5 protein-coding genes are annotated in these 6,364 nt (G+C 72.3%); 3 read left to right on the plus strand and 2 right to left on the minus strand.

Annotation, left to right across the window (positions count from 1 at the left end; translation table 11 throughout):
• The 3 genes from GEV28_RS41685 to GEV28_RS41695 all read left to right on the plus strand — a co-directional run.
• The coding region (locus GEV28_RS41685) for a LuxR C-terminal-related transcriptional regulator (RefSeq protein ID WP_291419815.1) at window positions 1-349 on the plus strand (349 nt) is incomplete at its 5' end.
• Between the two features lie 196 nt (window positions 350-545).
• Window positions 546-2,951, plus strand: coding sequence for a PEP/pyruvate-binding domain-containing protein (locus GEV28_RS41690; protein WP_291419817.1), 2,406 nt, complete (start codon window positions 546-548; stop codon window positions 2,949-2,951).
• A complete protein-coding gene (locus GEV28_RS41695; RefSeq protein ID WP_291419819.1) occupies window positions 2,948-3,850 on the plus strand; it encodes a class I SAM-dependent methyltransferase in 903 nt (300 codons plus the stop codon). The genes GEV28_RS41690 and GEV28_RS41695 overlap by 4 nt, the downstream gene beginning before the upstream one ends.
• Before the next feature lie 216 nt (window positions 3,851-4,066).
• Here the strand turns inward: GEV28_RS41695 and GEV28_RS41700 are convergent, their stop codons facing one another.
• Together GEV28_RS41700 and GEV28_RS41705 are read right to left on the minus strand one after the other, a co-directional pair.
• Entirely contained in the window at window positions 4,067-4,909 is an 843-nt protein-coding gene (locus GEV28_RS41700; RefSeq protein ID WP_291419821.1) for an LLM class F420-dependent oxidoreductase, read from the minus strand.
• A gap of 673 nt (window positions 4,910-5,582) precedes the next feature.
• Window positions 5,583-6,038: a nuclear transport factor 2 family protein gene (locus tag GEV28_RS41705; protein WP_291419823.1), complete on the minus strand. Its 456-nt coding sequence runs from the start codon at window positions 6,036-6,038 to the stop codon at window positions 5,583-5,585.
• Between the last annotated feature and the right edge of the window lie 326 nt (window positions 6,039-6,364).

A 6,364-nucleotide genomic window follows, 5' to 3' on the forward strand; every position in this document is an offset into this window, starting at 1 on the left:
CGCCGAGCTCGGTGCGGCCGAGCCCGCCGAGCTGGACGCCCGCGTCCGGGTGCTCGACCGGCTGGGCGCGCGCCCGCAGGCCGACCGCGCCCGCGGCCTGCTGCGCGCGCTCGGCGAGCGGCCCGCGCCGAGCATCGAGCAGGGCCGCGTCCGGGAGCTGAGCGGTCGGGAGGAGCAGGTCGCCCGGCTGGTCGCGGAGGGTCTGTCCAACGCGGAGGTGGCGGCGCGGCTGTTCATCAGCCCGCGCACCGTCACGACCCACCTGCAGAACATCTACGGTCGCCTCGGCCTCGGCTCGCGTACCGCGCTCGCCCGGTACGTAATCGAGCGGCTGCCCGCGGATACGTAGTTCGACCGATACCGCCCGCCCCGGGTGGTGGCCGATCGTGGCAGACAACCGGAGGAGTTGCCATGACACTAGGCCGCCGGCTTCGCAATCGCACCTCAGGGGAACGTGACGCAAGCCAGCCACAAGTACGTGACCAAACAGGACCTTCCTTCCCCGACGTAACCAACACATTGAATCCCGGGGAGGCGGAACTGTCATGACTGCCACCACAGTCGACCACGTCGTCCCGCTGTGGAGTGCCATCGACGTCGGGCTGGCCGGTGCGAAGGCCGCCACCCTGGCCGTGCTCGCGGCCGAGGGCTTCGCCGTGCCGGCCGGCGTGGTGGTGACCACCCGTGCCTTCGCCGAGGCGCTGGCCGAGTCAGTGACACTGGGGGAGCCGGCACAGCTACCGGCCGACGTGCTGGCCGCCCTCGTCGAGGCGGTCCGGCCGTGGGGCAGCGTCGCCGTGCGCTCGTCCGCAGTCGCCGAGGACCTCGCCGGCGCCTCCTACGCCGGGATGTACACGTCGGTGCTGGACGTGCCGACCGAGCCCGCCGCGCTCGCGGCGGCCGTCGAACGCTGCTGGGCGTCCGCGCGCTCCGAGCTCGTCGCGGGCTACGGCGGCCCGGGGCACGTCCCGGCCATGGCGGTGCTTGTGCAGCCGATGGTCGCTGCAACCGTCGCGGGCGTCGCGTTCACCGCCGACCCGGTCACCGGCGAGCGCGACGTGGTCGTGCTCGACGCCGTGCCCGGGGTGGCGGCACGCCTGGCCGATGGGGAGGTGACGCCCGACCGCTGGGTGGTGCGGGCGGACCGGGCCGAGCGCGCCGCCGGCGTCGGGGAGGCCGCGCTCGACGCCGATTCCGCGCTGGCGGTCGCCCGGATGGCCCGCACGGTCGCCGGGCGCCGGCGGGCGCCGCAGGACATCGAGTGGGCGCTGGCCGGCGGCGAGCCGGTGCTGCTGCAGGCCAGACCGATCACCGCGCTGCCCGTGCCGCCGGTGCCGGTCGACGTCGAGGTGCCGCCCGGCTACTGGACCCGCGAGGCGAGCCACGCCCGGCGGCCCTGGACCCGCCTCACGCACGACCTCTTCCGGGTCCGCGTGCCCGCGTTGCGGGCGGCCGTCGCGGAGCTCGGCCTGCTGTTCGAGGGCCTGGACGCCCGCGAGATCGGCGGCCTGGAGTACACGCGGGTCGTGCCGCTCGGCGACAAGGAGCCGCCGAACCTGCCCGCCTGGCTGGTGCCGGTGGCGTTCCGGGTGATCCCCACGCTGCGCCGGCGGATCCGCACCTGTGTCGACGCGATGCGGCGCGACGTGCCGATGCGGGTCCTGCGCCAGTGGGCCGACGAGTGGCGCCCGGACCTAGAGGCGCGCACGGACGCCCTGCGGGACGCCGACCTCGGCGCCCTGACCGACGACGGGCTCGACGCGCACCTGGCCGCCGCGGTCGCGCTCGGCGAGGACGGAGTCGACATCCACTTCCGGCTGCACGCCGCGATCGCGATGGTGCTCGGCGAGTTCGCCGGGTGCTGCCGGGAGCTGCTGGGCTGGGACGAGGCCGGCTGGCAGCGGCTCGTGGCCGGCACGTCGGTCCGCTCGACCGAGCCCGCCCACGTGCTGGCGGAGCTCGCCGCCCACGTCGACGAGCCGGACTTCGCCGACCGGTTCGCGGACCACCTGCGCCGGCACTGCTGCCGCGCGCTCAGCTACGAGCTGGCCGAGCAGTCGCTGGACGAACGCCCGGAGCTGGTGCTTGCCTTGCTGCGTGACCAGCTGGCCACCGGCTTCGACCCCGTGGCGAACGACCGTACGCTGGCCGCGGAGCGCGAACAGGCCGCCAGTGAGGCACGCGCCCGGCTGTCCGATGTGGACCGCGCGCGGTTCGACGCCGCGTTGGCCAGGGCACTGGTCGCCTACCCGATCCGCGAGGACAACCATTTCGTCACCACGGCCGTGCCCGGCGCGCTCGTCAGGAAGGCCGTGCTGGAGTACGGCCGCCGTCTCGTGGCACGCGGTCAGCTTCCGGTGCCGGACATGGCCTTTCACCTTCGGCCGGCCGAGCTGCGCGCGGCACTGCGGGTCGGCGATGACGTGTCCGCGGTCGCCAGCGGACGTGCCGGCGAGCGTGCGTGGGCCATGGCGAACCCCGGCCCGGCGCACTACGGCACGCCGCCGCCACCGCCACCACCGATGACCTCGCTGCCACCAGAGGCGCGCCGCGCCAACGAGTCGTTCCTGTGGACCATCGAGCAGGTCTTCGGTCCGGACTTTCTCGCCGGCGGTCCGCGCGGCGACGAGAAGGTCCTGCCCGGCATCGCGGCCTCGCCCGGCGCATACCGGGGCACGGTGCGGATCGTCCACGACGAGACCGAGTTCGACCGCGTCCGGGCGGGGGACGTCGTGGTGTGCCCGACCACCTCGCCGGTGTGGTCCCTGCTGTTCCCGATCATCGGCGCGCTGGTCACCGACGAGGGCGGAACGCTGTCGCACCCGGCGATCATCGCGCGCGAGCACGGTGTCCCCGCGGTCGTCGCCACCCGCGTGGCCACCGCGACGTTGCGCGACGGCCAGCGGGTCGCGGTCGACGGCGGCGCGGGCACCGTGACGGTGCTGGCATGAGGCTCCGGGAGGTGAGCGCGGCCGTCGAGACGATGGCGATCATCGAGACGGCGGCCGCGCTGGACGTGCTCGGCCAGCTGACGTCGAATCCGAGCACCGCCCGCGAGGTGGCCACGGCGTTGCGCCTCGACCGGGTCGCCACGGCGCGTCTCCTCGATGCGCTGGCGGGTATGGGCCTGCTGTGCGAACGCTCCGGAGGAGTGTTCGAGACCGACACCGTGGCCACCGATCGCGTGCACTCGCTGACCGGCCTCTGGCAGGCGCTGCCGGCGGTGGTGCGCACGGGCGAGCCTGTGCTCCAGGCGGCGACCGCGGCCGGCGCGACCCGGCTGTACCCGGATGTGGTGCCGGTGCTGTCGGAGTGGTTCGCGCCGGCGGCCGAACGCTTCGCGGCCGAGCTGTCGCCGTGGACCGGGCGGGTGCTGGACGTGGGTGCGGGTGCGGCGCCGTGGACGATCGCGCTGGCCTCCCGCAACCCGGAGGTCCACGTGACGGCCGTCGACTTTCCCGCGGTGCTGACCCGAACCCGGCGCGCGGTGACCGCCGCCGGGCTCGTGTCGCGGTTCGACTACCTGCCGGGTGACGTGCTCGACGTGGCGCTGCCGGCACACGACCTCGCGGTGGTGGGGAACGTCTGCCATCTGTTCGACGAGGCGCACAACCGCGTCCTGCTGGCGAAGCTGCACCGGACGGCGCGGCGGGTGGCGATCGTCGACGTGCTCCCGTCCGCGGATCCGGCGGTGAGCCGGTACGCGCTCGGCCTGCTCACCCGGGCGCGGGGCGGCGCGGTTCACTCGCTGACCGCGTACCAGGAATGGGCGAGGCAAGCCGGTTTCGCCGGCGTGACAACGGTTCCGTTGTCATCGGACCCACCCCTGACCCTCCTGCTGTGCGCCTGACTCATCTGGTGCGAGCGATGGGCACCCGGTACAGGCCACGGTGACCGTCACAAACTAGTGTCGCGTGACCCTGAAACCTTTACGCCGCTGCGGCCCACGCGGCCCCTGGCCGCGTTGGAGAAAAGCCCAAGTACATCCAGTACGAGCGGCTTTCCTCCGCCTTGCCAGGAACCACGTGGATCCACAGCGGACGCAAAGGAACAGAATCACGCGACACTAGGAATGCAGGCGCGCGCCCATTTTGCCGATGAACGCCAAGACCTCGTCCTGGTCCTTGTCCGGCACGCCGATGACCACCTCGGCCACGCCCAGCGAGGCCAGGTGTGACACCCGCCCGGGGTCGGCTCGGCCGCCCAGCGCGACGATGTACGGCGCGCCCTCACGGCCGGCCTCGGACCAGTGCTTGTTCAGCAGCTGGACCTGGTCGTCGAGGTCGGTCTCGTACGGGGTGGTGATCCAGCCGTCCGCGTTCGCCGCGAGCCAGGTGAACGTCCGCTCCGTGCCGCCGGCCCCGACCAGGACCGGGATGTGCTCCTGCACCGGCTTCGGGTAGACCCAACTGCCGCCGAACGACACGAACCTGCCCTCGTACGACGCGACGTCCTCGGTCCACAGCGCACGCATCGCCGCCACGTACTCCCGCAGCGCGGTGTACCGGAACTTGGCCGGGATGCCGTGGTCGGCCAACTCGTCGGTGTTCCACCCGAAACCGGCGCCCAGCGTGACCCGGCCGCCGGACAGGAAGTCCAGGGTCGCGACCGTCTTGGCCAGGGTGATCGGGTCGGACTCCACCGGCAGCGCGACACCCGTGGCCAGCCGGATCGACGAGGTGGCCGCGGCCGCCGTCGCGAGGGACACCCACGGGTCGAGCGTCCGCACGTACCGGTCGTCCGGCAGATCCGCACCGCCGGTGCGCGGGTGCGCCGCCTCCCGCCGCACCGGGATGTGCGTGTGCTCGGGCACGTAGAACGAGAAGAACCCGGCGTCCTCTGCCGCCTTCGCGCACACGGCGGGCGTGATGCCGCGGTCGCTGGTGAACAGCACGATCCCGAACCTCATGCCACCCCCGCAAAGTAGAACGTGTTCTACCACACGGTAGCAGTCACATGACCGGTTGACGTCCGACGTACTTGCGGATTACCTCGTCGAAGGTCCGCGCGATCGCTGGTCGCGATGCTCAACCACCGCACGCTGGGTCTTCCACGTGCTGCGCGACGGCGCCGGGGCCCAGTACGCGCTGGGCGAGATCGCGCGGCTCGCCGCCGAGTACTACGCGGACACCCCGGGCCCGCTCAGTCCGAAGGTGGTTTGGTGCGTTCTCCGGCGCGGAGCGCGGGGATCAGGGCCTTCCCAAGGTGCTGACGCCTCCGTCGGGTTGGCCGATCGGGCCCTGCGACATCTGCGGGGAGGCCCATCCGGCGGTAGGCGCGTTGTCCAGCTCGACGTGGGCCGCGGCTCCAGGTCCCGAGCTCCCGGGTGTACGCGAGCGGGTCGATGCCTTCATCGCCGTAGAACGCGCGGTGCGGGCCACAGGGAGTCCTTGGTACCCGAGACCCCGCGCAGCGCCGGCTGAACGGCCACAATCCCGTTTCGCACGCCGAAGCCGGCCTCATGCTGCGTTGGCTGATGACTGTCGTGGTGAGCGATGAGGAGAAGGCGTCGTAAGAGGCGTCGGGTGTGGATCGGGGAGACATCACCGTCTTCCTTCGCCGAAGACTTCTCGGTCGGCGGGTCAGCGGTCGCCCCCCGCCGCGTTGGGCGCCGAGCCCGCCAGCGGAGTGGTGTCGAGGTATCTGACCTCGTAGACGCGCTCCGCGAACTTCCAGCCGTCCGGGGTGCGCCGGTAGCGGTCGTGGTACACGGAGTAGTTCAGGTGCGAGCTGCCGTCGCGGAAGCGCCCGAACTCCGCGATGTATGCACGGCCGACCGCGGTGTCGCCCTCGAGCTGGATCGTGCCCGGGTGCGCGGTTTGCACGAAGTAGTCCCAGAGAACCTGCAGCCGCTCGATCCCGGCGCGGATCTCCTCCCGGCTGACGAACTGGACGTTGGCGTCGGGGATCCGCCACACGCCGTCCTGTGTGAACAGCGACGCGAGACGGTCGTAGTCACGCATCATCCCCGCGTCGGTGAACTCGCCGCGCAGCGCCTCGATCTCGAAGCGATCAGCGATGGCCTGAAGGTTGCTCATCGGTTTCTCCTTGTCACATCGAACAGGTCACGGCCGCATCGACCTCCTGTTCGCCGTCCGTTGCCGCTGCTGCGCTTCGGTGGATGGCGCCACGTGGTGGTGCGGTGACCATGCCGGTCAGATCCGCTACAGCGGCGCGCCTCTGGCACACATGCCGGGGCCGTCGCCGCGACGGTGTCCTGCCGCCGCGCTGGGTCAGCCGGTGAAGGGTTGGGGGCCGAAGCGGCCCCACGCCACGAAGGCGGCCACGGCGAGCAGGGTCAGGTTCACCGCGATTGGCTGGGCCTCGTGCCGGCGGAGGTGCGTGATGATCGCGCCGACCATCA

The organism is Actinophytocola sp., assembly GCF_009379765.1.
Lineage (GTDB): Bacteria > Actinomycetota > Actinomycetes > Mycobacteriales > Pseudonocardiaceae > Actinophytocola.